General features: G+C 66.6%; 23 protein-coding genes, 1 tRNA gene and 2 riboswitches. Of the genes, 11 read left to right on the forward strand and 13 right to left on the reverse strand.

Annotation, left to right across the window (positions count from 1 at the left end):
- Positions 1-38: 38 nt before the first annotated feature.
- Positions 39-1760, reverse strand: a complete 1722-nt coding sequence (locus tag F624_RS0127075; protein WP_019577527.1) for an FAD-dependent oxidoreductase — start codon at positions 1758-1760, stop codon at positions 39-41.
- Positions 1761-1778: 18 nt separating this feature from the next.
- Positions 1779-2606, reverse strand: coding sequence for an IclR family transcriptional regulator (locus tag F624_RS0127080; protein ID WP_031256437.1), 828 nt, complete (start codon positions 2604-2606; stop codon positions 1779-1781).
- Between the two features lie 197 nt (positions 2607-2803).
- On the opposite strand from F624_RS0127080, the gene F624_RS0127085 reads away from it, so the two are divergent.
- The gene (locus F624_RS0127085; protein WP_019577529.1) at positions 2804-3610 is read left to right on the forward strand and encodes a shikimate dehydrogenase family protein; all 807 of its coding nucleotides are present in this window, start codon (positions 2804-2806) and stop codon (positions 3608-3610) included.
- Between the two features lie 259 nt (positions 3611-3869).
- Positions 3870-5606, forward strand: a complete 1737-nt coding sequence (locus F624_RS0127090) for an FAD-dependent oxidoreductase (protein ID WP_019577530.1) — start codon at positions 3870-3872, stop codon at positions 5604-5606.
- 29 nt (positions 5607-5635) lie between these two features.
- Here F624_RS0127090 and F624_RS0127095 read toward each other — a convergent pair whose 3' ends face one another.
- Positions 5636-6166: a chemotaxis protein CheW gene (locus F624_RS0127095; protein ID WP_019577531.1), complete on the reverse strand. Its 531-nt coding sequence runs from the start codon at positions 6164-6166 to the stop codon at positions 5636-5638.
- 284 nt (positions 6167-6450) lie between these two features.
- On the opposite strand from F624_RS0127095, the gene F624_RS0127100 reads away from it, so the two are divergent.
- Positions 6451-6879 carry an acyl-CoA thioesterase gene (locus F624_RS0127100; protein ID WP_019577532.1) on the forward strand — a complete coding sequence of 143 codons (429 nt, stop codon included), beginning with the start codon at positions 6451-6453 and terminating at the stop codon, positions 6877-6879.
- A gap of 21 nt (positions 6880-6900) precedes the next feature.
- Here the strand turns inward: F624_RS0127100 and F624_RS34410 are convergent, their stop codons facing one another.
- Together F624_RS34410 and F624_RS0127110 are read right to left on the reverse strand one after the other, a co-directional pair.
- A complete protein-coding gene (locus F624_RS34410; RefSeq protein WP_084679724.1) occupies positions 6901-8877 on the reverse strand; it encodes a methyl-accepting chemotaxis protein in 1977 nt (658 codons plus the stop codon).
- Between the two features lie 236 nt (positions 8878-9113).
- Complete coding sequence (locus tag F624_RS0127110; protein ID WP_019577534.1) at positions 9114-10397, reverse strand: D-amino acid dehydrogenase; 1284 nt, start codon at positions 10395-10397, stop codon at positions 9114-9116.
- Positions 10398-10454: 57 nt separating this feature from the next.
- A riboswitch (glycine riboswitch) is annotated at positions 10455-10585 on the reverse strand.
- Between the two features lies 1 nt (position 10586).
- Positions 10587-10688: riboswitch (glycine riboswitch) on the reverse strand.
- A 219-nt stretch (positions 10689-10907) separates the two neighbouring features.
- Here F624_RS0127110 and F624_RS0127115 point away from each other — a divergent pair.
- Positions 10908-12536, forward strand: a complete 1629-nt coding sequence (locus tag F624_RS0127115; RefSeq protein WP_031256441.1) for a long-chain-fatty-acid--CoA ligase — start codon at positions 10908-10910, stop codon at positions 12534-12536.
- A 55-nt stretch (positions 12537-12591) separates the two neighbouring features.
- Entirely contained in the window at positions 12592-13848 is a 1257-nt protein-coding gene (locus tag F624_RS0127120; protein ID WP_019577536.1) for a branched-chain amino acid ABC transporter substrate-binding protein, read from the forward strand.
- Between the two features lie 21 nt (positions 13849-13869).
- Here F624_RS0127120 and F624_RS0127125 read toward each other — a convergent pair whose 3' ends face one another.
- Complete coding sequence (locus tag F624_RS0127125; protein ID WP_019577537.1) at positions 13870-14736, reverse strand: ABC transporter substrate-binding protein; 867 nt, start codon at positions 14734-14736, stop codon at positions 13870-13872.
- 132 nt (positions 14737-14868) lie between these two features.
- On the opposite strand from F624_RS0127125, the gene F624_RS0127130 reads away from it, so the two are divergent.
- Positions 14869-15855, forward strand: a complete 987-nt coding sequence (locus tag F624_RS0127130) for an MBL fold metallo-hydrolase (protein WP_019577538.1) — start codon at positions 14869-14871, stop codon at positions 15853-15855.
- Between the two features lie 52 nt (positions 15856-15907).
- Positions 15908-16810, forward strand: coding sequence for a polysaccharide deacetylase family protein (locus tag F624_RS33710; RefSeq protein WP_084679728.1), 903 nt, complete (start codon positions 15908-15910; stop codon positions 16808-16810).
- Positions 16811-16823: 13 nt separating this feature from the next.
- On the opposite strand, the gene F624_RS0127140 is transcribed toward F624_RS33710, so the two are convergent.
- On the reverse strand, positions 16824-17072 hold the full coding sequence (locus tag F624_RS0127140; RefSeq protein ID WP_019577540.1) for a hypothetical protein: 249 nt from the start codon (positions 17070-17072) through the stop codon (positions 16824-16826).
- Between the two features lie 86 nt (positions 17073-17158).
- Positions 17159-18010, reverse strand: coding sequence for an SDR family oxidoreductase (locus F624_RS0127145; RefSeq protein ID WP_019577541.1), 852 nt, complete (start codon positions 18008-18010; stop codon positions 17159-17161).
- 90 nt (positions 18011-18100) lie between these two features.
- Between F624_RS0127145 and F624_RS0127150 the strand changes: the two genes are divergently transcribed.
- Complete coding sequence (locus F624_RS0127150; RefSeq protein ID WP_019577542.1) at positions 18101-18517, forward strand: winged helix-turn-helix transcriptional regulator; 417 nt, start codon at positions 18101-18103, stop codon at positions 18515-18517.
- 110 nt (positions 18518-18627) lie between these two features.
- On the opposite strand, the gene F624_RS0127155 is transcribed toward F624_RS0127150, so the two are convergent.
- Positions 18628-18704: transfer RNA gene (locus F624_RS0127155), tRNA-Met, on the reverse strand.
- 200 nt (positions 18705-18904) lie between these two features.
- Between F624_RS0127155 and F624_RS0127160 the strand changes: the two genes are divergently transcribed.
- The gene (locus F624_RS0127160) at positions 18905-19588 is read left to right on the forward strand and encodes a glutathione S-transferase family protein (RefSeq protein WP_019577543.1); all 684 of its coding nucleotides are present in this window, start codon (positions 18905-18907) and stop codon (positions 19586-19588) included.
- The gene (locus F624_RS0127165; protein WP_019577544.1) at positions 19585-20028 is read left to right on the forward strand and encodes a lysozyme inhibitor LprI family protein; all 444 of its coding nucleotides are present in this window, start codon (positions 19585-19587) and stop codon (positions 20026-20028) included. The genes F624_RS0127160 and F624_RS0127165 overlap by 4 nt, the downstream gene beginning before the upstream one ends.
- Before the next feature lie 19 nt (positions 20029-20047).
- Here F624_RS0127165 and F624_RS0127170 read toward each other — a convergent pair whose 3' ends face one another.
- The 4 genes from F624_RS0127170 to F624_RS0127190 form a co-directional block, all read right to left on the reverse strand.
- The gene (locus tag F624_RS0127170; RefSeq protein WP_019577545.1) at positions 20048-21325 is read right to left on the reverse strand and encodes an FAD-binding domain-containing protein; all 1278 of its coding nucleotides are present in this window, start codon (positions 21323-21325) and stop codon (positions 20048-20050) included.
- A 267-nt stretch (positions 21326-21592) separates the two neighbouring features.
- Positions 21593-22177 carry a TMEM175 family protein gene (locus tag F624_RS0127180; protein ID WP_031256447.1) on the reverse strand — a complete coding sequence of 195 codons (585 nt, stop codon included), beginning with the start codon at positions 22175-22177 and terminating at the stop codon, positions 21593-21595.
- 48 nt (positions 22178-22225) lie between these two features.
- Complete coding sequence (locus F624_RS0127185; RefSeq protein WP_051107529.1) at positions 22226-23044, reverse strand: EAL domain-containing protein; 819 nt, start codon at positions 23042-23044, stop codon at positions 22226-22228.
- A 212-nt stretch (positions 23045-23256) separates the two neighbouring features.
- Positions 23257-23679, reverse strand: coding sequence for a BLUF domain-containing protein (locus F624_RS0127190; protein WP_019577548.1), 423 nt, complete (start codon positions 23677-23679; stop codon positions 23257-23259).
- A 267-nt stretch (positions 23680-23946) separates the two neighbouring features.
- Between F624_RS0127190 and F624_RS0127195 the strand changes: the two genes are divergently transcribed.
- On the forward strand, positions 23947-24880 hold a 934-nt coding region (locus tag F624_RS0127195), incomplete at its 3' end, for a cache domain-containing protein (protein ID WP_031256450.1).

Here is a 24880-nt window from a genome sequence, read left to right on the forward strand (position 1 = left end):
CAAGGGAGTGTGAGAAAGAAAAACGGAAACGGCAGGCCTCAGCCCGGCAGGGCCGCACCGGCGGCGTGGTGCGCCGCAATGAAGCCGAAGGTCATGGCCGGCCCCAGGGTGATGCCCCCGCTGGGGTAGTGCCCGCCCATGAGGCTGTTCATGTCGTTGCCGGCCGCGTACAGGCCGGGAATGGGGCGGCCCTGGGCATCCAGCGCCTGGGCCTGGGCATTGGCACGCAGGCCGGCAAAGGTGCCCAGGCTGCCGGGCTGCACCCGCACGGCATAGAACGGGCCTTGCTGCAGCGGCGCCATGCAGGGGTTGGCGCGGCCGGCCGCGGCGTCGCCCTGGATGCGGTTGTAGGGGGTTTCGCCCTTGGCAAAGTCGGCGTCCTGCCCTTGCAGGGCGGCCGCGTTGTAGCGCTGCACCGTGGCCTGCAAGCCGGCGGCGTCGATGCCGCAGGCCCGGGCCAGCTCAGCCAGGGTGTGCCCGCGCACCAGGTAGCCCTTGGCCAACCAGGGGCCCAGCGGCATGGGCGCGGGTTTGACGGCGCCCAGGCCGTAGTGGCGGATGAAGGCGTGGTCGCACAGCAGCCAGGCCTGGGCCGGCTGGCCGGCCGGGGTGGCGGCCAGCAGCGCGCTCATGAAGTCGTGGTACGAGTCAGCCTCGTTCACAAAGCGCAGGCCGTTGGCCATGACTGCGATCAGGCCCGGCTTGGCGCGCTCGATCAGGTGCGGAAAATGCGCCACCGAGCCATCGGAACGCGGCACCAGGGACACCGGGGCCAGCGCCGCCGCACTGTGCAGATCGCGCGCCACCACGGCGCCGGCCGATTCGCCCAGGCGCAGGCCGTCGCCGGTGTTGCCCCGCGAGGCAGCCGACCAGTGCTCGCGCCCGGTGGGGGCGTGCGGCAGCAACTCGCGCTTGCGCGCCTCGTCGTGCGGAAAGCCCCCGCAGGCCAGCACCACGCCGCAGCGGGCCCTCACGGTGCGCAGACCTTCGGGGCCCGCGGTCTGCACCCCGGCCACGCGCCCGCCTTCAATCAAAAGCCGCTTGACTGGTGTGTTCACCTGGATCGTCACCCCGGCCTCAAAAGCCGAGGCGGCCAGCGCACCCACCAGGGCATTGCCATTGACCAGGCGCAGGCCACGCCCATGCAGCAGGCAGTCGCGCCAGTAGCGCAGCACCAGTCGGGTCACATGCCAGAACGAGTGCGGGCTGTGCAGCGCATTCAGAAAATGCCGCAGCTCGGCCCCCGAGGCGATGCCCATGCCCCACAGCGTGGTCTCGGCCAGCGGGGGCTTCAGGCTGTTGATGTGGCGGCCCAGGCGGCGCGCATCAAAAGGGGCTGCGCACACCGAGCGACCGCCCAGCGCAGCAGCCGGGCTGCGGCCATGGAAATCAGGAATGCCATTGCCGTCGATGAACTGCAACGCCGTCTGACGCTGAAAGAACTCGACCATGCGCGGGCCCTGGCGCAAAAAGGCGCTCACGCGCTCGGCATCGAACTGGTCGCCCAGTTCATGGCGCAGGTAGGCCTCGGGCAAGGCCGGGTCTTCATCGATGCCGGCCGCCAAGGCCAATGGGTTGCGCGGGATCCACATCCAGCCACCCGACCAGGCGGTGGTGCCGCCGTACTGGGGGTCTTTTTCCAGCACCTGCACCTTCAAGCCCAGGTGGGCCGCGGTCACGGCCGTGGCCAGCCCCCCGGCCCCTGAGCCCACCACCAGCAAATCGACATCGGAGCTTGAAGCAGTGCTGGCAGGGTTCATGGAGGCGTGGTGGGGCCCTCAGGCCGCGTAAATGGGTTTGGCACCCGCCGTGGCGCGCAGGCCCTGGGCAGGTTTGCTGAAGAAAGGCGAGCTGCCGCTGGCCGCCGCCAGTTGGGCGGCACAGGCCAGCAGTTCGTCGCCCAGGGCCTGCATGCGCTCCGGGGTGAAGCGCACGGTGGGGCCCGCGATGCTGAGCGTGCCCAGGGGCGGCTGGCCATGCAGGCGCACCGGGGCCGCCATGGCGTTGAGGCCGGCGGTGTAGGTTTCGCAAGTCAGGCTGTAGCCGCGCTGGCGCGTGGCCTGCACCTCGGCCACCACGGCCTGCAGGCTGGTGGGGGCGTTGGGGCCGTACTTGCCGGGTTCGCCCAGGCCTTGCTGGGCCAGCAGCGCCAGGGCCTCGTCGTCGCTCAGGCCCGACAGCCAGGCCAGGCCCGAAGACGAGCAGGCCAGCAGCGCATCGCTGCCCATGTCGGGGTCGTAGCGCAGGCCTTGGCGGGCCCCTTGGGCACGGGCCACCCAGGTGAGGCGGTGGCCATCGACCACGGCCAGGCGCACCAGCTCGCCCGAGATCTCGGCCAGGCGGTCCAGCAGCGGCTGGGCAATGTCCACGATGCCGGTGCTGCTGAGAAAGGACAGGCCCATGGCCACCAGCTTGGTGGTGAGCATGTAGTCGCCATGGTCGCGCAGCTGGCGCACATAGCCACAGCGCACCAGATCGGTCAGCAGGCGGTGCACCGCGCTGCGCGGGATGTCCAGGCGGTCGGCGATGACCGCCAGCTCCAGCCCGTCGCCATGCTGGGCCAGCAGTTCAAGAATGCCCAGGGTTCTTTCCAATACGCCACTCATTGCTCAACTCTCCATGCGGGAAGGAGCCTGAGCGTACCCGAGCCGCGGCCAGCGGCGGGGGTGAGTGACAGGGCGTGGCATGACAGCATGGGGCGATCATACCCATGAATTGGAATTAAATTCAATAGTTGAATTGCATTCCACTTTCAAATACGATCACGGCTTCAATTCATTTCATCAGCCAGAACCCTCCAACCATGACAGACAAGCTGAGCCTTTCGCTCGACGGTGCCACCCGCGTCCATTACATCGTGGGCGACCCGATCGCCCAGGTCAAATCCCCTGCCGGGGTCAGCCTGGCCTTGCAGGCACGGGGCCAGCATGCGCTGGTGGTGCCGGCCCATGTGCCGTCGGCCGAGCTGGCGGCCTGGGCGCGCGGCGTGTCGCTGGCGCGCAATGTGGACGGCATCATCGTCACCGTGCCGCACAAGTTCGCCAGCTTCGAGCTGTGCAGCGCGCACTCTGAACGCGCGGCCTTTCTGCACACGGTGAACGTGATGCGCCGCCTGCCCGACGGCAGCTGGTACGGCGACATGTTCGACGGCCTGGGCTTTGTCAGCGCCATGCAGGGCCGGGGCTGCCAACCTGCCGGCAAGAAGGCCTTGCTGGTGGGCGCCGGCGGCGCCGGCTCGGCGATCGCCCACGCCCTGGTGCTGGCCGGCGTGAGCGAGCTGGCCATCCATGACGAAGACAACACCCGGCGCCAGACCCTGGTGAGCCGCCTGGCCGGCCTGGGCCGCTGCCCGGTGCGCGACGGCAGCGCCGACCCGAGCGGCTTTGACGTGGTGCTCAACGCCACCCCGGTGGGCATGAAAGACGGCGACCCCTACCCGCTGGACGTGAGCCGGCTCCACGAACAGATGTTCGTGGGCTGCGTGATCACCCAGCCCGCCATCACCCCGCTGATCGCGCAGGCGCGCAGCCTGGGCTGCGCGACCATGACTGGGGCGGACATGTTTGCGCAGGTGCGGGACTTGATGGTGGAGTTTCTTTCCCCCCCCTGAGCCGCCTTCGGCGTCATCCCCCCAAAGGGGACGGCACCCGTGGCCGGGCAAAGCCCGCTCCACGGTGCCTGCTGGCGTGGCCTGCTCCGCGGCCTTTCGAGCGTTACGGGCAGGGCGGGATCGGGCGTCGTGGGTCTTTGCAAAAGCTCCGGACCTGAATTTGCTCTTCCGTTTTCGTTGCCCGCATCAGGCTGAACACAACAACAGCAGCCTGGCAAAGCCACCTCCGCGGCCTCACTTTTTCATTTGAATCACTGATATGCAGTTGCTGGACAAAGACTTGAGCGGCCTCACACCGGGCCAGACGTTTGATGTGGTGGTGGTGGGTGCGGGCGGGGCCGGGCTGGCGGCGGCGCTGTTTGCAGCCATCGAGGGGGCGCGGGTGCTGGTGGTCGAGAAGACCGAATTTGTGGGGGGCACCACGGCCCTGTCGGCGGCCACCACCTGGGTGCCGGGCACGCGCCAGGGCGCGGCAGTGAACCCGCAGGACAGCCTGAGCGAGGCGGCCCGCTATCTGGACAACGCCATCGGCGACAACGCGCCGCGCGCCCTGCGTGAGGCTTTTCTGGCCCATGGCCGGGCCGCGGTGGAGCAGCTCGAGGCGAACTCCGAGGTGCGTTACCGCGCCTATGCCAAGCACCCCGACTACATCTCTGACCTGGGCGGATCGACCCTGTGCGGCCGGGCGCTGGAGCCCCTGCCCTTTGATGGCCGTCGCCTGGGCCCGCTGCTGAAGCTGTTGCGCCCGCCCATCCCCGAGTTCACCGTGCTGGGCGGCATGATGGTGGACCGCAACGACATCAACCACCTGCTGGGCATGACGCGCTCCTGGGCTTCGCTCAAGCATTCGATCAAGATCCTGGCGCGCCATGGCCTGGACCGGCTGAGCCACCCGCGCGGCACGCGCCTGGTGATGGGCAATGCCTTGATCGCGCGCCTGCTGTATTCGCTGGCGCAACACAAGCAGGTGAGCCTGGCACTGAACACCAGTGTCTGTGCCATCGGCCCGGACCAGCTAGGCGTGCGCGAGCTGACGCTGGAGCAGAACGGCCAGCGCCTGAATGTGAAGGTGCGGGGCGGCGTGGTGCTGGCCAGCGGCGGCTTCAACCGCCACCCCGAGTGGCGCCAGAAGCTGCTACCCGGCGCCGACGAGGCCTGGTGCCCCGCCGCGCCCGGCCACACCGGCCAGGCGCAGAGCCTGGTCCAGGGCCTGGGGGCCCGCCATGGCCGCAATGGCCTGAGCCCGGCCTTCTGGGCCCCGGTGTCGTTGCGCCGGCGTGCCGATGGCAGCCAGGCGGTGTTCCCGCACTTTGTGATGGACCGGGCCAAGCCCGGCATGGTGACCGTGAACCAGGCCGGCGAGCGCTTTGTCAACGAAAGCACCTCGTACCACCTGTTTGGCCTGGCCATGCAGAAGGCCCACCAGCAAAGCCCCGCCATCCCGGCCTACCTGGTGTGCGACGCCAAAGCCCTGCGCCAGTACGGCCTGGGCATGGTGCGCCCGGGTGGCAAGGGGCTGGCCCCCTTTCTGGCCGATGGCTACCTGGTGCAGGGCCAGACGCTGGCCGAGTTGGCCGCGCAATTGAAAGTGCCTGCCGATGCGTTGCAGCGCACCGTGGAACAGATCAACCGCTACGCCGAAACCGGCGTGGACCCCGACTTCCACCGCGGCGAGACGGCCTACCAACAGAACATCGGCGACGCCACAGCCGGCGGTCGCAACCCCAACCTGGGGCCGCTGAGCGAGGCACCGTTCTACGCCATCCGCCTCTACCCCGGCGACATCGGCGCCAGCACCGGCCTGGTGACCGATGCACAGGCCCGACTGCTCGATGAGCACGACCAGCCCCTGCCCGGCCTGTACGCGGTGGGCAACGACATGAATTCGATCATGGGGGGCGTGTACACCGCGCCCGGCATCACCATCGGGCCGGGGCTGGTGTTTGCCCACCTGGCGGCACAGCACGCCTGCGCCCGAGCCCGGTCTGGCGGCTGAGCCAGCACCGGCCTCGGCGCCTGTGTCGCTTACATCGGCACCGCGAGAAGGGCCTGTTCGCTGTCGCCCAACTGGCCCAGCAACTGATCGGCATCGAGCAGGATCAGCATCTGCTGACGCCCGTCCACCTTGAGCTCGCCCAGGCCCTGGATGAAGGTGCCGCGCCCGCCGTCGGCCAGCTCAGGGGCCGGTTGGATGTCGGCCGGGGCGAGGCCGACCACATCGGTCACGCCATCCACCACAAAGCCCACGGTGCGTTGCTGGAGGTTCATCACGATGGTCACGGTGCCCACCCCGATGTCGGCCGGCAGGCCCATGCTGTGGCGCAGATCCAGCACGGGCACGATGACCCCGCGCAGGTTCAGCACACCACGCACCACCTCGGAGGCCCCTGCGATGCGGGTGGGGGTCTCGAAGCCGCGGATCTCCTGCACGCGCAGGATGTCCACGCCATACAGCTCTTTGCCAACCTGGAAGGCCAGGTACTCGCGCACCTGGGCCGCGGCCTCGCTGGGGCGGCCGGCCCGGCTGGAGGGGGAGGATGAAGTGGACAGTTCCATGAGATGACTCCTGAGGCAGACGCGTCTGGCATCGCCAATAATTGCTTAAATTGATTTTTATGATAAGCAATTCGCCTTTTTAAATCAATAAAAATTGTATTTTTGTTGAGGTATTGGCGAAAAATGAGCCACGAACGCCTCTTCAGCGCGTGCCCCGGCCTGGCATGGTTGACCGAGGTGGAGCGCGTCGGCTGCGGCATCGCCGTCCAGGCCCGACAATCGGGGCGAGGGTGAGCCGGGCCCGGCCCGGTCACCGAGCTGTCAATCAAACCCATGGAGACCCCATGACCCAAACCGTGGTCTATGAAGTGAAGGTGATGTTCGGCGACTGCGATCCGGCCGGCATCGTGTTCTTTCCGAACTTTTCAAAATGGATGGACGCCTCGTCGCTGAACTTTTTCATGGCTTGCGGCGTTCCGCCCTGGCGCGAACTGGCCAAGACCACCGGCATCATCGGCACGCCGCTGCTGGAGATCAACACCAAGTTCATGCGCCCCGCCACCTATGGCGAAACGCTGCAGATCCACACCAGCGTGGAGGAATGGCGCGACAAGACCTTTGTGCACCGCCACGTGGTCAAACGTGGCGACGACGTGCTGTGCGAGGGGCGCGAGGTGCGCGCCTTCTGCGTGCGCCTGCCCGAGAGCCCCGAGGGGCCGGAGCGCATCAAGGCCGTGCCGGTGCCGGCCGACATCCTGGCCCTGTGCCGCTGAGGCACGGGGGATGAAACGCTTTCAGGGCACCTGAAAGCGGGCCACCTCTTGGGCCAGGCGCACCGCCTGCTCCCGCAGGGCTGTGGCACCCGCGGCAGTCTCCTCGACCAGTGCGGCATTCTGTTGCGTGGCACGGTCCAGCTCCTGCACCGCCTCGCTGACCTGGCCGATGCCCTGGCTCTGCTCCACCGCCCCGGTGGCGATGTAGCTCAGCAGTTCGTTGACACGCTGGGCACTTTGCACGATGTCCTGCATGGTGCTGCCGGCTTCACGCACGATGGCCGTACCGCCATCCACCTTCTCGACACTGGTACCGATCAGGCCCTTGATCTCGCGCGCCGCGGCGGCAGAACGCTGGGCCAGTGAGCGCACCTCGCTGGCCACCACGGCAAAGCCTCGTCCCTGCTCACCGGCCCGGGCCGCCTCGACCGCCGCATTGAGTGCCAGGATGTTGGTCTGGAAGGCTATGCCGTCGATGACGCCGATGATGTCTTCGATGCGCCGCGAGGCGGCCTGGATCTGCTCCATCGTGGCCACCATGTTGCCGATCACATTCCCGCCATGCCCGGCCACCTGGGCGTTGTGGGCGGCGATGCGGGTGGCCTCCTGGGTGTGCTCGGTGGTCTGGCGCACCGTGGCTCCGATCTGCTCCATCGCGGCCGCCGACTGCTCCAGGTTGGCCGCCGTCTTCTCGGTCCGCGCCGAGAGGTCGACCGAGCCCTCGGCAATCTCGGTGCTGGAGTGCACGATCTCGTCCGACGAGCGCCGCACCTGCAGCACCATGCTGCGCAAGCTGTCCTGCATCTGGCGCAGCATGATCATCAAGCTGGCCGCCTCGTCGCGGCCCCAGGGGCTGGGCGAGGTGGTGAGGTCGCCCTCGGTCATGGCCGCCAGGTGGCGGCTCACCTCTTGCAAGCCACCGTTCATGACCAGGTAGAACGCGTAGAAAAGGTAGATGCCGACCAGCAGACACAGCACCAGCCCGACCAGCAGCAGGCGCCGTTCGCTCTCGGTGCGGGCAATGCGCTGGCTCAGCAACTCGTCGAGCAGGCCCAGGCTGGCCGTGCCCACCTCGCGCAGACGGTCCACCGCCACCTGACCAGGCCCATTGAGGGCTTCGGTGTCGGCCTTGAAGGCTGGCCCGAACCAGGCTTTTTCAGCCGCGTTCAGAAACGCACGTGCGGCCTCCACGGCCTCAGCCGCCTTGACCCGCCGCGTCACCTCGGGGTTGGCCTCGGCGGCGCGCTGCGCCGCCTTCAGCACCCCGTCCACACTTTCGCGCCCCTGATACCAGACGCCATAGAGCTGGCGCAAGACCGCCGCATCCGGCTCACCATGGCGGGCGATCGCGCCGGCCAGGGCCCGTGTGCGCGAGACCGGCTCGATCACGGCCGACACCACGTCGGTTGACAGGGTCATCAGGTAGTAGGTGTCCTGGTCCGGATCGAGCGTGAGCTGGGATCGGTCCATCACCGTCACACGCAGATCGCGCACGGCATCCACATAGGTCTGCAATGGAGCGCTCAGATCGTCGGCCCGGCCACTGGCGACCAGGGGCTTGAGTTGCTCGTGCAACTGGGCCACACGCCCGAATTCGGTACGCAGATCCAGCTGCGAAGCCACCGCCGTCAAACTGGCCTGAGTGGCCGCCATGCGGGCCGCAATCGCCTCCAGATCCGGTGTCTTGGCGATGCCCGACTCGACCAGACGGCGCTGTTTCTGCACCTCGATCAACCAGGGCTCGATGTGACGGATGACCTCGACACCCACGCGCTCGCTGGCGGCGAAGTCAATGGTGGCCTGGCTGGTGCGCACATAGGCCAGCAAGAGCAGCACGATGGGCACCAGAAAGGCCAGAGAGATCCAGCTGGCCTTGGCACCGAACTGGAGCCGCCTGAACAGCCTGACCCCCGGCGCCCAGACGCCATGGTGCTGAAAGAAATGACCGGAGGAACGTGGGGGAGCAGAAAGCAGGGGGGTGTGGTGTGGAGGATTCATGGGGATGGGAAGGCACGGAACTCAGGCCGGCTCTTGCCTGTGGCGCAAGGCACGGTCGTCGTCAAACTGAGCAAGTTCGGTGCCGATCCCCTCGAGCCCTGACCCGAGCCCCCAGGACGCAGGTGCGCACCGACGTGCCCCAACACAGGGCACCCCACCCCACCATCCCAAGGCCCAGCCAGGCCTTGGCTGCCACGCACCAGAACCGGGCGCCACCCAGAGCGCCCGCCAGCCCGTCAGGCCTGGGTGAGTGCGTGCCCCGCCACAGCCCCCGCGCCCTGCCCTGCGCCCATCGGCCGAGGCAGCAAGGCTTCGGCCACCACATCGCCGATCATGTCGGCGGTGACGGCGCTCAGCGTCCAGCCCAGGTGGCCGTGGCCGGTGTTGTAGAACACCCCGGGGGCCCGGCCCCGGCCCACACGGGGCAGCATGTTGGGCATCATCGGGCGCAGCCCGGCCCAGGGCACCACGCTCTGGGTGCTGACGCCGGGGAAGCATTGCTGCACCCAGTCGATCAGGGGCTGGATGCGGTCGGCCCGAATATCTTTGTTGAAGCCGTTGAATTCGGCCGTGCCCGCCACACGGAAACGGTCCACCCCGAGGCGGCTGGTGACCAGCTTGGTGGCATCGTCCAGCAGACTGACCTGGGGGGCCGCGCGCTGGCTGGTCTCGTCGCGCAGGTTGACCGTGATGGAGTAGCCCTTGACCGGGTAGATGTTGATGCGATCGCCCAGGCTGGCGGCAATCTGGCGGCTGGCCGTGCCGGCACAGACCACCACCGCATCGAAGGCGTGCTGCGCCACGCCCGAGGCATCGGCCGAGGTGACCTGAACGCCGCCGCCTTGGGCCTTCACGCCTTGCACATCCTGCCCGAACAGGGTGCGCACCCCGCGGCGCTCGGCCGCGCGGGCCAGGCCGTTGGTGAACTTGTGGATGTCGCCGGTGGAGTCGCTCTCGGTGTAGTAACCGCCGAAGTACTGGCCGGCCAGCGTGGGCTCGATGGCCTTCATTTCGGCAGGGGTCACCGCGCGGCGCGGCAGGCCGCCACGCGCCAGCAGCTCGGACACCCGGCCCGCATGGTCAAAGCCGGCCTTGTCGCGGTAGATGTGCAGGATGCCTTGCTTCTTGAGGTCGAAGTCGATGCCCTCCTCCTGCGCCCAGGCAAACAGGTGCTCGCGGGCCGCCACGGCCAGGCGGGCCGTCTCGATGGTGTTGCGCTCGTAATGCGGCAGGTGGGCCATGAACTCGGCAAACCACGAGATCTTGTGCCAGCTGGGCTTGGGGTTGACCAGCAGCGGCGCATCGTTGCGCAGCATCCACTTCAGGCCCTTGAGCAGGGTCGAGGGGTGGTTCCAGACCTCGGCATTCGAGGCCGAGAGTTGGCCGCCGTTGGCAAACGAGGTCTCCATGGCGGCATAGCGGTTCTTCTCGAACAGGGTGACCGACAGGCCACGGCGCGCCAGCGCGTAGGCCGTGGTGACGCCGGTGATGCCGCCGCCGATGACTGCGATTGTTTTCATGGGAAAAGCTCCAGAACTCGTCATGAGGGTGGGGCCTGCACGCGACATTGCGTGGCAGGCGCCCCCTCTGTTCTGGACCTGAGAGATTCACCCAACAGCCGCCCGGCAATGGGACGGCCCTGTGGGCTTGCTCCTTCGGTGCGCCGGACGACGAAAACGATTTCCGGCAGCTCTTCAGAGTGTCTGTCGCGTGTGAACCCGGTCCTTTTGCCTGAGAGTTTCCGGGGCGGTTGCTCCTTCGGCGCTGCGCTCCGGCCACGGGGGCGGGGCAGTCTCTCCCGGGTTCACGAGGTGTCGAAGGCTTTCAGCCCTCGACCCGGCGCAGTGTAGAAGAACCGCGGCCGATTGGAAACAAAAAGTTTTTGCCCCCACGCAGCCCCGGCAGTCACCGACACGACAAGTGCGCGTGGACGCCTTTGCGAACATCCGCACACATTTGAGGGTTGCCAGGCCGACAGCAGGCCTGGCCCCGCAAGAAACCCCCAGAACGACCCCAAGGAGACAAAGACAATGCAACAGCCCGGCCGCATGATGGACCGCCCCCTGCTGGTTTCGGCCATTCTGGAACACGGCACCGCCCAGTTCGGCGCGCAGCAGATCGTCTCACGCGAGACCGATGGCAGCCTGCACCGCTACACCTTCACCGACCTGGCCCGGCGCGCGCGGCAGTTGGCCAAGGCGCTGCAGGCGCTGGGCCTGAAGGCCGGCAGCACGGTCGGCTCGATCGCCTGGAACAACCACCGCCATCTCGAGGCCTACTACGCCGTCTCAGGCAGCGGCATGGTGATGCACACCTGCAACCCGCGCCTGCACCCCGAGCAACTGGCCTACATCATCAACCACGCCGACGATGAGGTGGTGCTGTTCGACACCAGCTTCGCCCCCCTGGTGAAAGCGGTGGCAGCGCACTGCCCCCGTGTGCGCCACTGGGTCGCCCTGTGCGGCGAGACGGACCTCCCCACCCTGGAGGGCGGCCCGGCCGTGCTGGCGGTGGACCGGCTGATCCAGGCCCAGAGCGACCGCTTCGAATGGCCGGAACTGGACGAGAAGACCGGTGCCGCCCTGTGCTACACCTCGGGCACCACCGGCCACCCCAAGGGGGTGCTGTACTCGCACCGCGCCCTGTGCCTGAGTGCGCTGTCGGCCTGCCTGCCCGGCGTGCTGAGCCTGTGGGCCCAGGAGACCCTGCTGCCCGTGGTGCCGATGTTCCACATCAACGCCTGGTGCCTGCCCTACGCGGCCCTGATCTCTGGCGCCAAGCTGGTGTTGCCCGGCCCGCGCCTGGACCCGGCCAGCCTGTACGAGCTGATGGAATCCGAGCGCGTCACGGTCAGTGCCGGCGTGCCCACCATCTGGATGGGCCTGATCCAGCACGTGGAGCAGCACCAGCTGCGTTTCAGCACCATGCGCCGCACCGGCGTGGGCGGCTCGGCCATGCCCAAGGCCCTGATCGCCAAGTTCAACGACGTGTACGGCGTGGACGTGCGCCACGGCTGGGGCATGACCGAGACCACCGCCATTGCCACCATGAGCAACCTCGGCCCCGAGGACATGGCCCGCCCGGCCGAAGAGCGCCACACCCTGGTGGGCAAGCAGGGCAAATCGGTGTTCGGCATCGAGATCAAGGTGGTCGATGAAAACGGCACCACCCTGCCGCGCGACGGCGTGTCGCAAGGCGAGCTGATGGTGCGCGGCCAGTGGATCGTGGAGCGCTACCACAAGGCCGAACGCTCGGCCCTGGTCGAGGGCTGGTTCCCCACCGGCGACATCGCCACCATCGACGACCAGGGCGTGATGCAGATCCGCGACCGCACCAAGGACGTGATCAAGTCGGGTGGTGAATGGATCAGCTCGATCGACCTCGAAAACGCCGCCGTGGCCCACCCCGCCGTGGCCATGGCCGCGGTGATCGGCGTGAAGCACCCGCGCTGGGACGAGCGCCCGCTGATGTTCATCGTGCTCAAGCCCGGACAGGAGCTGAGCAAGCAGCAGGTGCTCGACTTCCTGACCGAACGCGTCGCCAAGTGGTGGCTGCCCGATGAGGTGCTGTTCGTTGACAGCCTGCCCCTGGGCGGCACCGGCAAGGTGCAGAAAAACGAGCTGCGCCACCAGCATGGCGGCGTGTTCGAAGGCCGGTGACCCACCGGCCACGGCTTCCCACAACAAAAAGCGCCTAGGCGCGCCTGGAGACCTCATGACCCTGTTCAACAAACCCTCAAGCCTGCGCCGCCGCACCTGGCTCGCCACCGCCCTGCTGGCCGCCGCGACCCACGCTGGCGCCGCCGAAACCGTGCGCATCGGCTTCATCGACCTGCTCTCGGGGCCTTTTGCGCTCACCGGGCAAAGCTCGCTCAAGCAGCTGCGCGAGGTGGTGCAGCAAGTCAATGCCAAGGCCGGCCCGAACGAGCCCAGGTTCGAGGTGGTCGACTTCGACAACAAGGGCTCGCCGCAGGAGAGCCTGAACGTGCTCAAGGCCGCCACCGACCGCGGCATCCGCTACATCACCCAGGGCGGCGGCTCGGGCGTGGCGCTGGCCCTGGTCGATGCGCTCAACAAGCTGGCCGAGCGCGAGCCCGAGCGCGCCACGGTCTACCTGAACTACGCCGCCATGGACCCGCTGCTGACCAACGACAAATGCAGCTTCTGGCACTTCCGCTTCTACCCCTCGAGCGAGATGAAGATCGAGGCGCTGACCACCTACCTGCAAGGCCGCAAGGACATCAAGAAGGTGTACCTGCTGAACCAGGACTACACCCACGGCCGCCAGGTGTCCAAGGCGGCGCGCGAGTACCTGGCGCGCAAGCGCCCCGACATCCAGATCGTGGGCGATGACTTCATCCCCATCGCCCAGACCCGCGACTTTGCCTCCTACGTGGCCAAGATCGCCTCGAGTGGCGCCGACACGGTGATCACCTCCAACTGGGGCAGCGACCTGACCCTGCTGTTCAAGTCCTCGCGCGACTACGGGCTCAACATCAACTACTTCACGCTCAACGCCAACAACCCGGGCACCCCGGCGCAGCTGGGCGCCTGGGGCGAAGGCAAGGTGGGGGTGGTGTGGAACTGGGTGCACAACGCGCCCACGCCCGAGCTGGAGAAGATCTACGTCGACTACAAGAAGAAGTACAACGATGAGTTCATCTTTGCCGCCCACTGGAACAGCATGAACATGCTGCGCGAGGCCATGCGCAAGGCCCAGTCCACCGACGCGAAAAAGGTGGCCCTGGCGCTCGAAGGCATGAGCTACAAGAGCCCCATGGGCGAGGTGAAGATGCGCAAGACCGACCACCAGCTGGAGGCGCCGCTGTACCTGGGCATCTGGGCCAAGCAAGGCAGCAAGGGCGTGAAGTACGACGCCGAGAACACCGGCTACGGCTTCCGCTCGGAAGTGGCCTGGGATTCGTACATCAGCGCCCAGCCCACCTCGTGCCAGATGAAGCGGCCGGGTTGAGGGCCGGCATTAAGGCGGGCCTCAGGGCCGGGCCGGCGGCGCCACCGCGGCCCCGTCGATGCCATGGCGGCGCAGGCTGTCGGCCACAAATCCCGAGGCCTTCATCTCCTCGATGAAGGCACTGAGCCAGGCCTGGGCCGCCAGGCGCCCCTTGGGCACGGCCATGGCCTGCTCGATCACCATGAAGCGGCCGGGCAGCAGGCGCAGCGCAGGCGCCCCCGTGGCGGCCAACCGGGCCATGTCGGCCTGCAACTGCTGCCGCACACCGGCCGCCACCTCCTGCCCCTCGGCCAGGAACTGATCGACCACGGCGGGTGAGGTGGGGGCACGCACCAGCCGGGCCTGCTGCAGGGCCCGTGTGAGGTACAGGTCGTAGGCGCTGCCGCGGCCCACCACCACGCGGGTGCCGGAGCGGTCCACCTCCTCGTTGCGGGTCAGCGGCGAGTCGGCCCGCACCAGGTAGGCGCCTTCGATGGTCACGTAGGGCGCTGTGTAGTCCAGGTCGGCCCCACGCACCGGGTCGATGGCCACAAAGGCCAGGTTCACCTGGCCGGCCCGCACGGCCTCGACGGCCTGGCCCGCGGCCGGCAACTCCACCCATTCGATCGGCAAACCCAGGCGCCGCCCCGCCTCACGCGCCAGATCGACCGACACGCCCTGGGGGTCACCAGGCCGATCGCCCCGCGACGCCAGGATCGGGTTGCCCAGGTTGATGGCCACGCGCAGCCGCCCCTCGGTGGACAACTCGGCCCGCGCCGCAGCGCTGGGCGCCTCTGCGGCCCGGCTCGCACAGCCCACCAGGGGAAGGCAAACCGAGAGGGCCCCCAGCAGGTCGCGGCGCCTGATACGCAAGGCCCCTGGCTGGGGCGGGCGGGTGATCAGTGGCATGCATTCTCCTGGTCCAAGGCCCGCCATCGTCGTCACGCCCCAATCCCCTGTCAAGCCAAGCACCCCAGCGCACGGCCCAGCAAAAACAAACCGCCCGTGCAATACTTTGAAACACAAAACAGGAGACAACCCATGTTCAAGACATCCCCGCTTGTGAGCACCGCGCTGGCCCTGGCCTTCGGCTGCGGGCTCGGCACGGCAGCCGCCCAGAATGGCAAGGACAGTGTCAAGGTCACGCCCCTGGGCGGCATCGCGGGCGAGTTCTGCCCGCAGGACCGGGCCCTGGTGTTTGAAGACCCGAACGGTACGCGCATCCTGTACGACCCGGGCCGCACCGTGGCCGGCGCCAGCGACCCACGGCTCGGCAAGATCGACATCGTGCTGGTCACCCACCTGCATGGCGACCACGTGGGCAATGCGCACAACAAGGCGCCCAACACCGGCACCTGCGCCCAGCCCGATGTGTCGGTATCGGCCCTGCCGGCCACCAGCGCGGTGGCGATTGCCGTGGCCAAAAAGGCCAAGATCGTCAGCGGCAGCGAGATGCCGGCCTTTTTTGCCGCCAAGCTGCGGGCCAACGGCGGCGACCCGGCCAATGCGGTGCTGGCCCGCTTTGGCGGCAGCGTGACGGTGGGTGGCGTGCGCATTGCCACCGTGACCGCCCTGCACAGCAATGGCGTCGACCCCGACTACATCGGTGGCGAACTGGGCAAGGCCATGAAAGAGGCCGGCATCGCGGGCGACGCCGGCCCGGCCACCGGCTATGTGCTGACCTTCAGCAACGGCCTGGTCACCTACCTGTCGGGCGACACCGGCATCCTGGCCGATCATGAGCGTGTGGTGCGCGACCACTACCACGCCAAGCTGGCCGTGATGAACATGGGCGACGGCTTCACCACCGGCCCGGCCGAAGCGGCCTATGTGATCAACGACCTGGTCAAGCCCGCCTCGGTGATCCTCTCGCACGCCAACGAAGTGGGCACGGTGGGCGGCAAGGTGCGCCCCGGCAGCAAGACCGAGGCATTTTTGAAGGCCAGCAAGGTACCGGCCTATGTGCCGCTGTCGGACAAGACGCTGGAGTTTGATGCCGGCGGCCTGTGCACTGCGGGCTGCTCCTGAGCCTGCCCGGGGTGTGGGCAACGCGCTGGCAGCCGGCCGCTAACATGCCGGCATGCCATTCCAACCCCTGCCAGACCCTTTGAACCGGGCGCTGCTGCTGACAACACTGCTGCTCAGCCCAGTCGTCTTCGCCCACGCCGCAGAAGAGACCTTGCCCGCTGCGGCCCCCGCCCTCCATGCCCCCGCCGATCAGGGTGCCGGCGAGCACCGGGCGGCCATACGGGCCAACCGGCTGCAACACCTCAGCGACCGCATCAACGGCGACCCCCAGGCCTCACGCGAGCATTGCCGCTACGAGTCTGAGATCACCAGCCCACCCCCCCTCCAGCGCGTGGCGCTGACCTTTGACGACGGCCCCGAGCCCGGGCAGACCGAGCACATCCTGGAGGTGTTGGAGCGCCACCAGGTGCCCGCCACCTTCTTCATGATTGGCGAGAAGGCCAAACGCCACCCCGAGCTGGTGGCCGCGGTGCAGCGCTCAGGTCACCATCTGATCGGCAACCACTCCTGGAACCACCCCAACTTTCACACCATCGCGGTCGATGTGCAGGCCCGCGAGGTGCGCGACACCGAGGCCGCGCTGGGCACCGCCCTGAACCCCAAGCTGTTTCGCTACCCCTATGGCAACTCCAGCTGCGAGACCAACGCGCTGCTCAAGACCGAGGGCTACCAGACCGTGGGCTGGCACGTGGATTCGTGCGACTGGGCGTTTGACGCCAATGGCGGCGTGGACAGCAAGGAAGCGCTGGAGTGCGGCGTGCTGCCGGCCTACCGCAAGGACTACGTGGGCCATGTGCTGTCGGCGCTGCGCGCGCACCGGGGCGGCATCGTGCTGATGCATGAGATCCACCCCAACACCCTCAAGTCGCTGGAGGCGATCATCGAAGCCTTGCTGGCCGCCGGCTACACCTTCGGCTCGCTCAAGGACGAGGGTTTTGCAGGCTCACTGCGCTGAGGCGGCCCAGCGCTCAAGGGGCCGGCTCGCGCCCCAAGGCGGCCTCGAACAAGGCCAGTTCTTCCTCCAGGCTGCCTCGGCTGCGAAAGTGCCGCGCCGCGCGGTCGTACCAGTTCTCGGCATCCTCCAGGTCACCCTCCTGCAGGTGCAGCAGCCCATGCAGCCAGGCCGCCAGCATCGAATCGTCACGCTGGATGCGGTCATGCGCCTCGTTCCAGCGGCCGGCCTGCATGAGGCTCAGGGTGTGGCGAAGGTCGGACATGGGCGCGGGCTCCTGGTGGCGGGTGGACAGCAGGCATTTTGAGCGCCAGCGGGCCCCCCCACAAGGCCCACCGGCGCCCCTGAAGATCAGGCCAGGCTGGCGCGCAGCTGCGTGGCCAGGGCCGCCGTGGGGCGCCCGATCAGGCGGCCGAGCTGGCCGCTGCCATCGTACAAGCCGCCCTGGGCCGCACCGGCGTCCGAGTTGGCCAGCAGCTCGGCGATGGGTGCCGGCAGACCGGCCTGCAGCAAGGCGCCTTTGAAGTCGGCTTCGGGCAGGTTCACGTAGGGGATGGTCTTGCCCGTGGCCTGGCTGAGCTCGGCGGCCAGTTCGGCCAGGGTGTAGGCGCTGTCGCCGGCCAGCTCATAGACCTTGCCGGCCTGATCAGCCTGGGTGAGCACGGCCGCCGCCGCGTCGGCGTAGTCAGCCCGCGCGGCCGAGGCGATGCGCCCCTCGCCCGCGCTGCCGATTAGGGCGCCGTGGGCCAGGGCAGCCGGCACGCTGGCCAGGTAGTTCTCGGTGTACCAGCCGTTGCGCAGCAGCACGTGCGGCAGGCCCGAGGCCTTCAGGGCGCGCTCGGTGGCCAGGTGCTCGGCCGCCAGGCCCAAGGGCGAGGTGTCGGCCTTCAGCAGGCTGGTGTAGGCCAGCAGCTTGACGCCGGCGCGCACGGCCGCATCGATCACGTTCTGATGCTGCGGCAGGCGCTGGCCCACCTCGCTGGAGGAGATCAGCAAGACCTTGTCGGCGCCGGCGAAGGCGGCGTCCAGCGTGTCGGGGCGGTTGTAGTCGGCCTCGCGCACCTGCACGCCCAGGGCGGCCAGGGCGCCGGTCTTGGCGGGTTGGCGCACCGCTGCAACGATTTGCGAGGCGGGCACGCTGCGCAGCAGCGATTGAATGACGAGTTGGCCCAGTTGGCCGTTGGCGCCGGTGACGACGATCATGAGGTGCTTTCCTGTGGTTGAAAAAGAGAGGAGCCGCTATGATTGCGATGACACTAACTTTTCGCAAGTACGCACAAAAAGGTAAGCACCATGAACACCACACGCCCTGAGGACATCCCCTTGGCCGACTCGCTGGCCGAACGCCTGGCCCGAGGCGATGTGTTTGCCGAGGCCTGCCCTTCGCGCGAGGTGCTGCGTAACGTGACCAGTCGCTGGGGGGTATTGATCCTGGTGGCCTTGCGCGGGGGAACGCATCGCTTCAGCGACCTGCGGCGCAAGATCAAGGGCATCAGCGAAAAAATGCTGGCCCAGACCCTGCAAACGCTGGAACAGGACGGCTTTGTGCTGCGGGTGGCCCACCCGGTGATCCCGCCGCATGTGGAGTATTCGCTGACGCCCGTGGGGCAGGAAGTGAGCCAGCGGGTGGAGGACCTGGCCGACTGGATCGAGCGCAGCTTGCCCGTGATCCTCAGCGCGCGCGAATCGGCGCAAGCCAAAAGCGTCTGAACCCATGAACCTGGGGCTGCCGGCCCTGCGTGTGGGCCGCGCACAAAGCAAAACGCCCACTGGGCAGTGGGCGTTGGCTACAAGCCTCCAGGGCTTGGGGACTTGGGTATTGGTTGCGCGGGCAGGATTTGAACTTGCGACCTTTGGGTTATGAGCCCAACGAGCTACCAGGCTGCTCCACCGCGCAGACGAATCATAACAGTGTTCGGAATATGAAATTCCATTGATAGAAAAATAAGTTTTAAAAAAGCGGGCACAGCACCCGACGGGCTTTGCCATGCTGAGACACAGCCCGCCTCAGGAGCGATGACAATCGCGCCGTGGTCGGCGGCTTGAGGCGAAGCGCCCGACCCAGCCCCCGCCCCACAACCCACCCCCTGGAACCGCATGATCACCGTCCACCACCTCGAAACCTCGCGCTCGCAGCGCGTGCTCTGGCTGCTCGAAGAACTGGGCCTGCCCTACCAGATCAAGGTTTACAAGCGCGACCCCAAGACCCGCCTCGCGCCGCCCGAACTCAAGGCCATCCACCCGCTGGGCAAATCGCCGGTGATCACCGATGGGAACATCACGGTGGCCGAGTCCGGGGCCATCCTGGAGTACCTGGCCGAGCAGTACGGCCAAAGCTTGAGCGGCGATCTGGCCGGCCTGGAGCCGGCCCGGGGCACCGAAGAGCACCGGCAATGCCGCTTCTGGATGCACTACGCCGAAGGCTCGTTGATGAACTGGCTGGTGATGAAGCTGGTGTTCATGACCATCCCGACCCAGCCCATGCCCTTCTTCGTGCGCCCCATTGCCCGCCAGCTGTGTGCCAAGGTGCAGGCCGCGCTGATCGACCCCAACGTGGACACCGCCATGGCCTTCATGGACAGCCACCTCGCCACCCACACCTGGTTTGCGGGACCGGTGCTGACGCTGGCCGATTTTCAGATGAGCTTTGCGGTGGAGGCCGCCCTGTCACGCGCCGGCAAGGCCGACCGCTACCCGCACCTGGCGGCCTTCCGCCAGCGCATGAACGCACGGCCGGCCTACCAGCGCGCCATCGCCCAGGGCGGGCCGGTGGTGATGTGAGCGCCATAAAGCCCGCAACGCTGGCCAGCCTGGTCCTGGTGCTGCTGTGCGGCCTGGCCGGGGCCCAGACCACGGCCCCACCCAGCAGTCAGGCCGCGCTGGAGGCCGAGGCGCTGAAAAACTGCGACGCCAACCAGATGAGCCTGAACCTGTGCTCTTTTCACCGCTACAAAAAGGTGGATGCCGAGCTGAACCGGATCTACCAGGCGCACCTGGCCCGCATGTCGTCCAAGGTGGATGTGCAGCGCTACCGCGAAGCCCAGCGCGCCTGGCTGAAATACGCCGAGGCCGACTGCCTGTACCGCAACGGGCCGCGTGAAGAGTCGGGCACGATCTGGCCCCTGCTGCAAAACACCTGCCTGAGCGAGCACACCGAGGCGCGGCTGCGCGTCCTGCGGCAACACTTCAGCTGCACCCAGGACGGCTGCCCCGGCAACTGAGGCGCCCAGGCCTTGCCCTTCAGCCGTGGCTCTGGCCCAGCAGATCGGCCGCGCTGTCGAAGCCCTTGGAGGCCCGCGTCCACCACTGCGAAAACGAGGTGCAGGGCCGCTCCACCCGCGGGAACAGCCTGGGCGCGGGCAGCACCTGGGCCCACTGGCTGAGCCAGGGCTGCAGATGCGGCTCGGCCACGCAGCGCACCCCGCGCGCGGCGGCCAGCGCGCGGCCCACCGTCTCGCTATCGCCCCACCATTGCAGGCCGGCCAGTTCAGCCATCCGTGTTCCGACAAAGCGCCAGCGCGCCTCGCTCCAGGGCCAGGCCTGGTGAAAATCCGCCAGGCACAGGCCGATCACCAGCGTGTCGGCGGACAGATCCGCGGGCAAGGCCCCGAGCTGCCAGGGGTGCACCAGCCAGACTTCGCGCCCCGCCACGTCGGCGGCCTGGGGCGGGCGGGCCCCCAGCCAGTCGGGTGGCTGGCTGCACAGGGCAGGCTCGGTGAGCAAAGGTGCCAACGCAGCCACTGGCACCACGGCACCGGGGCTGCGCGCCATCCGATCCAGCGCTTCGTAATCGGTGTCGATCACGCTGCCCTCGCTGTGCCAGGCCGCAGGCGCAAAGCGCGCCACATTCTCGGCGTTGAACACATAGGGCTTGCTGCTGCCCGTGCCCGCCACCCATTGCCAGCTCAGGTGGTTGCTGGCCAGGTCACCATCGAGCAGATGGGCATACAGCCAGTCGGCCCCCGCCCGCCAATGCACCTTGCGCACATGCACCACATAGCTGGCCAGCCACATGCGGGCATGGTTGTGGAGATAGCCCGTGGCATACAGCGTTTGCACAGCCTGGTCCACCACGGGCACACCAGTGCAGCCCTGCCGGATGTCAGGCGGCAACTGGGGGGCGTAGGCCTCGTCCGGCAAGGGGCCGGGGTGCAGCGAGCGAAAAATGCCCGCCCCCTGCTGCGCCCAGACGTGGCGACCGAACTCGCGCCAGCCCAGCTCGTAGACAAACTTGTGCTGCACGGCCATCGGGTGGCGCTGGTGCACGCCCGCCAGCACCTGCGGCAGGCTCAGCAGACCATGGGTGATGTAGGGCGACAGCCCGCTGACGGCCCCGCCCAGCGCGTTGCGGGTGCGGGCATAGGCCGCAGGATCGAGCGCAGCCAACCGGGCCCAGGCCTGGTCCAGGGTGGGCGGGGTGGGCGGGGTGTACTGGAGGTAGGTGGTGTCGCGTCCAGCATCAGACTGTGCTGGCGCCCCACCCTCGACTTGCGGCTCTGGGTGATGCCATCGGGTCATAGCAGGCCTTGTGGGCTAGGGTCTGGGCTCATCGTGGGGCCGAGTCTATCGACGGACTCACGCCAGCGTGCAGCGCTTGGCAATGGCCCCAGGCACATGGCGGGTCATGGCCAGGACAAGCGCTTCAACGATGACAGCGAACATCAGGACGCACGTCCAACGCCACCCACACACGGGGCAGCCTTGCCTATTTTTTCGACCTTGCCGCCCCTGCGTTTCAAAACTGCAGGGGCAATGCTGCTGTGGCGTCAGTGTCCCCGCAGAGCTTCACGGACTGGCGTGCCCTGCCGCGCGCTCGATGCGCCTGTCCGGCACCAGCCACATCAGCGCCACCAACACATACATCAGCTGACCCAGTGGCGGCTTCACACAGGTCAGCGCCACACCGCAGAGATAGAGCACGGGCGACGCCTTGCCCTTCAAATCCCTTCCGATGGCCAAGCGCAGCAGGGAGTGAGGCCCTTGCGACGCAACAATGGTCTGCTGCAAGACATAGTAGGCCAGCGCCGCCACCAACAGCACCACGCCGTAGACCGCCGTGGGCAGCGCAGCAAAATGGTTCTCGCCCATCCAGCCCGTGGCCCATGGCAGCAGCGACAGCCAGAACAGCAGGTGCAGATTGGCCCAAAGAATGGGCCCGGTCACACGCTCACAGGTGTGCAGCATGTGGTGGTGGTTGTTCCAATAGATACCGACGTAGACAAAGCTCAACAGATAACTCAGAAACACCGGCAACAGCGCCAGCAGCGCCTCGGGCGTCGGTTCATGAGGCACCTTGATCTCCAGCACCATGATCGTGATGATGATGGCGAGCACGCCATCACTGAAGGCTTCAAGACGGGTCTTTCCCAAGGTACGTTCTCCTTTGCGGGGTTCTGCCTGAGCTTTCTCTGCCCGCCCTCAACGGTAAGTGCCAGGATCGACCGCCGCGATGGCTCGAAAGGCAGGCCGGGCAAACAGATAACCCTGCATCAGCTCAATGCCCTGGTCAAACAGGAAGTCTCGCTCAGAGGGTGTTTCAACACCCTCTGCAATGAGGGTGATGGACATCTCGCGGCACAGGCTGACCAGGCTGCGGACAATCGCCTGTCGTGCGGGATTGGCATCGACACCCCGGATCAAGTCCATGTCGATCTTCACCAGATCAGGTTGAAAATCTGCCAGCAGCTTGAGCCCGGCGTAGCCCGCACCAAAGTCATCGATGGCGGTCTTGAAGCCACAGCGCTTGTATTCGCGAAGAATGCTGGCGAACCAGGGGCCGTCCTCGATCCGCTCGCCCTCGGTCACCTCGAAAATGATGTGGTCCAGGGGAAAACCATGAACCCGGGCAGCCTCCAGCGTCGTGCGGATGCAGACCTCGGGCTTGTAGATGGCGTTGGGTAGAAAGTTGATGGAGATGGGTTCTTGAATGCCCAGCTCTTTAGCGCCCTTGATGGCCTTCACGCGGCAGGCCTGATCAAAGCTGTACCGGTTGAAATCATTGACTTGGGCCAGAACGCTCGCGGCCCCCTCGCCGTTCGGGCCTCGCACCAAGGCTTCATGGGCGAACACGGTCTTGCGCGCGAGATCCACGATAGGCTGGTACGCATAGTCAAAGCTGAACCCCACACGCGTACCACGGGCGCAGTCAGCGCAATCTTGTGCACTGCCGCTCAAGGGAACAAACGTTTCAGGGAAAGCGCTGTTCCGACCGTTGGGAGAAGAGGTCTCTGTCGACATGGTGGGCATTGCGGGGGAGCCATGGCCTCAAGGATTGAAACGCCAACTGAATGTCCCGCACCTGCGGTTCTAACACGTTCCAAATCAGCGCACAGCAGGAGTTTCGTGGTTGCCCCTCCCCCAAAGTCTCCGGCTTGACCGCGTCACACCCTGCACTTTCACCGACGGGCCGAGCAGCCCCACAGGGGGCCTGCCGGCCGGGCCATCCTGAATCAATTGCTCAGAACACGGGCACGCGCCACCAGTTCGGTGAACAGGGCATCCAAGGCGCTGGCCTTCATCGCAAAAGGATCGAATGCGAGTGCTGGGGAATAAGAGAACAGCAGCGAAAGATTGTCTGCAATCGCAGGCACCAACCCCATGCTCCACCCGCCAAAAAGGCGGCGGTCGATTTCTGAGAAAGCAAGGATGGAGGTCTGTTGATGCCTTGGATCCAGCGCAATCCGATGGTAGAGCGCATTCACAGAGGCCACACTGCCCTCCAGGCACTGCAAAAAAACGCCATCCACCAGCAACAACGCGCCGGTGACACCCACTTTGGCATTGTTGCTTTGAGACGTACGGATGATGTCTTTGACATCGGCAGGACCCAGCACGCCTTTGGTTCGGCTTGCATACGTCAGGCGAATGAGCATGTGGCGTCTTTCGTGAAGGTAGGCCAGTCTAGGCCCTCCCATGACGTTCGAACAGGGAAAGCCCACAGGAAGCGGAATAGGACTGCTGGAAGACGGTTCGACGAGCGCTTGACTGGGTGAGGCTGAAACAGGGGCAGAGCTGTCTTGAGGTCTTGCGCTTGACTAATCACAATCCCTGAGACAGCAAGCCCTCAATGCGGCGCCCAGGCCTGCCACAATCCCAGACAAGCGCTGTGAACTTTGTCACATTGGACTTGTGGAGCAACCATGAAATTATCGACACGTCTGGCAGGACTGGTGGCCTGTTCAATACTCGGTTTGATATTGGTTGCTTTTTTGTCGTTACTGACGCTTCGTTCTTTGCTGCTGGATGACAAACGGGCAGAGATCCAGACGGTGCTGGGCTTGGCCGCGGCATCGGTCAAAGAGTTTCAGGCGCAAGAGCAAGGCGGAAGGTTGTCACGCGATGAGGCCCAAGCCAAGGCCATTGATGTGCTGAAAACCCTGCGCAATGGCAAAACAGCCTACGTCTGGGTGCGCACCACGGGGGCTTTGGGCCTGGTCCTGCCGAATCAGGCGGATGTTGGCAAGGTGGACTTCGGGAAAAAATTACCCGATGGGCGATTTGATTTTCAACGCTACCTCGACGGCCTGGCCAATCAAGAGATTGCCTATGTGCAGTTGATGGTCAAAAAGCCTGGCACCGATGTGGAGGTGCCCAAAATCAATGGGGTCGTCAAAGTTGCCGGCTGGGACTGGGTGATTGGCTTTGGCGTCTGGGTTGACGATGTGGACGATATTTTCTGGCGCACCGCCTGGAGCGTCATCGGTCTGAGCCTGGCCGTCTTTGTCGTCCTGGCCTTCTGGGCCGTGCGGGTCAGCCAAGGCATTTACAAGACGTTGGGAGGGGAACCCCAGAAGGCCGCCCAGATTGCGGCGTCGATCGCCAATGGCGACCTGCGTCGCCAGAACCATGAGACCTATCGCCCTGGCAGCTTGATGGAATCGGTATCGACCACCCAGGCCTCGCTCAACCAGTTGGTCACCCAGGTACGCAAGGCCTCTGAGAACCTGGAAACGGCCAGCATCGAAATCGCTCAAGGCAACCAGGATCTGAGCAGTCGAACAGAAAGCCAGGCCAGTGCGCTGGAAGAAACCGCGGCCTCGATGGAGCAACTGAGCAGCTCGGTGCGTCAGAACG

This window comes from Curvibacter lanceolatus ATCC 14669 (genome assembly GCF_000381265.1).
Classification (GTDB): Bacteria; Pseudomonadota; Gammaproteobacteria; order Burkholderiales; family Burkholderiaceae_C; genus Curvibacter; species Curvibacter lanceolatus.

Excerpts from the sequence above, each read along its gene's own strand:
- F624_RS0127075 (WP_019577527.1), bottom strand. The coding sequence starts at position 1,760 with ATGAACCCTGCCAGCACTGCTTCAAGCTCCGATGTCGATTTGCTGGTG.
- F624_RS0127080 (WP_031256437.1), bottom strand. The coding sequence starts at position 2,606 with ATGAGTGGCGTATTGGAAAGAACCCTGGGCATTCTTGAACTGCTGGCC.
- F624_RS0127085 (WP_019577529.1), top strand. The coding sequence starts at position 2,804 with ATGACAGACAAGCTGAGCCTTTCGCTCGACGGTGCCACCCGCGTCCAT.
- F624_RS0127090 (WP_019577530.1), top strand. The coding sequence starts at position 3,870 with ATGCAGTTGCTGGACAAAGACTTGAGCGGCCTCACACCGGGCCAGACG.
- F624_RS0127095 (WP_019577531.1), bottom strand. The coding sequence starts at position 6,166 with ATGGAACTGTCCACTTCATCCTCCCCCTCCAGCCGGGCCGGCCGCCCC.
- F624_RS0127100 (WP_019577532.1), top strand. The coding sequence starts at position 6,451 with ATGACCCAAACCGTGGTCTATGAAGTGAAGGTGATGTTCGGCGACTGC.
- F624_RS34410 (WP_084679724.1), bottom strand. The coding sequence starts at position 8,877 with ATGAATCCTCCACACCACACCCCCCTGCTTTCTGCTCCCCCACGTTCC.
- F624_RS0127110 (WP_019577534.1), bottom strand. The coding sequence starts at position 10,397 with ATGAAAACAATCGCAGTCATCGGCGGCGGCATCACCGGCGTCACCACG.
- F624_RS0127115 (WP_031256441.1), top strand. The coding sequence starts at position 10,908 with ATGCAACAGCCCGGCCGCATGATGGACCGCCCCCTGCTGGTTTCGGCC.
- F624_RS0127120 (WP_019577536.1), top strand. The coding sequence starts at position 12,592 with ATGACCCTGTTCAACAAACCCTCAAGCCTGCGCCGCCGCACCTGGCTC.
- F624_RS0127125 (WP_019577537.1), bottom strand. The coding sequence starts at position 14,736 with ATGCCACTGATCACCCGCCCGCCCCAGCCAGGGGCCTTGCGTATCAGG.
- F624_RS0127130 (WP_019577538.1), top strand. The coding sequence starts at position 14,869 with ATGTTCAAGACATCCCCGCTTGTGAGCACCGCGCTGGCCCTGGCCTTC.
- F624_RS33710 (WP_084679728.1), top strand. The coding sequence starts at position 15,908 with ATGCCATTCCAACCCCTGCCAGACCCTTTGAACCGGGCGCTGCTGCTG.
- F624_RS0127140 (WP_019577540.1), bottom strand. The coding sequence starts at position 17,072 with ATGTCCGACCTTCGCCACACCCTGAGCCTCATGCAGGCCGGCCGCTGG.
- F624_RS0127145 (WP_019577541.1), bottom strand. The coding sequence starts at position 18,010 with ATGATCGTCGTCACCGGCGCCAACGGCCAACTGGGCCAACTCGTCATT.
- F624_RS0127150 (WP_019577542.1), top strand. The coding sequence starts at position 18,101 with ATGAACACCACACGCCCTGAGGACATCCCCTTGGCCGACTCGCTGGCC.
- F624_RS0127160 (WP_019577543.1), top strand. The coding sequence starts at position 18,905 with ATGATCACCGTCCACCACCTCGAAACCTCGCGCTCGCAGCGCGTGCTC.
- F624_RS0127170 (WP_019577545.1), bottom strand. The coding sequence starts at position 21,325 with ATGACCCGATGGCATCACCCAGAGCCGCAAGTCGAGGGTGGGGCGCCA.
- F624_RS0127185 (WP_051107529.1), bottom strand. The coding sequence starts at position 23,044 with ATGTCGACAGAGACCTCTTCTCCCAACGGTCGGAACAGCGCTTTCCCT.
- F624_RS0127190 (WP_019577548.1), bottom strand. The coding sequence starts at position 23,679 with ATGCTCATTCGCCTGACGTATGCAAGCCGAACCAAAGGCGTGCTGGGT.